Source organism: Micromonospora sp. NPDC049799 (genome assembly GCF_040656655.1).
In the GTDB taxonomy this organism is placed as follows: Bacteria; Actinomycetota; Actinomycetes; order Mycobacteriales; family Micromonosporaceae; genus Micromonospora.
On the sequence record NZ_JBFAMU010000914.1, the window covers coordinates 1 to 1063 of the forward strand.

The 1063-nt window shown below is 77.0% G+C and carries 1 protein-coding gene; it reads right to left on the bottom strand.

Annotated elements, in window-relative coordinates:
* Positions 1 to 29 precede the first annotated feature (29 nt).
* Positions 30 to 1063: cobyrinate a,c-diamide synthase (locus AB0I76_RS30600; protein ID WP_357042815.1), on the bottom strand; the 1034-nt coding region annotated here is incomplete at its 5' end.

Here is a 1063-nt window from a genome sequence, read left to right on the forward strand (position 1 = left end):
CGTCAGCGTCGGCCCCTCGGCCGGCGCGCTCACCGGGTCGCCGCCTCGACCAGCCGGCGGGCCGCGTACGGGTGGCCCGCCCAGTGGGTGTGCAGGTAGGAGGCGTGCACCCGGCCGGACACGAAGCCGTGGTCGGCGTCGTCGAAGCGCCACGCCGGGTGCTGGCCGTGGCCGGGGTCGGTGACGGTGCGGTGGAACTCGTGTCCGCGTACCCGTTCGCCGGCGGTGTGCACCGGGGAGTCGACGGCGGCCACGGCGTCCCGGTAGCCGAGGGTGAGCCGCCCGGTCATCCGGGCGGTGTGGTCGAGCCGGCCGCACATCGGGGCGCCCTCCAGGGACTTCCCGAGGTAGAGCAGGCCGGCGCACTCCGCCACCACGGGACCGTCGAAGGCGGCCAGGTCGGCGCGCAGCGACGCGTTGGCCGACAGCGCCTCGGCGTGCACCTCGGGGAAGCCGCCGCCGAGGACCACCGCGCGGGCGCCGGACGGCAGCGCCGGGTCGCGCAGCGGGTCGACGGTCACCACGTCGGCGCCGGCGGCGGTGAGCAGCTCGGTCGTCTCCGCGTACGAGAAGGTGAAGGCCTGTCCACCGGCGACCGCGACGACCGGACGGTCCTGCCCGCCGGACCCGCCGACCGCGGCGGCCGGGTCCCAGGCCGCGACGGTCAACGGCGCGGCGGTACGCGCGAGGTCGAGCACCGCGTCCAGGTCCACGGTGGACGTCACCAGGTCGGCGAGGGCGTCCACCACGGCGAGAGACTCCGGTGCCCGTTCGGCGACCGGCACCAGCCCGAGGTGGCGTGACGGTGCGGCCACCTCGGCGGTCCGGGTGACCGCCCCCAGCACGGGTACGCCGATCTCGTGCAGCGCGTCGCGCAGCAGCGTCTCGTGCCGGGGCGAGCCGACCCGGTTGAGGATCACGCCGCCGATCCGCACCTCCGGGTCGAAGGCGCGCAGGCCGAGCACCAGGGCGGCGGCCGAGCGGCCCTGCGCGGTGGTGTCGAGCACCAGCAGCACCGGGGCCCCGATCAGCCGGGCGACGTGGGCGGTGGAGGCGTACCCGC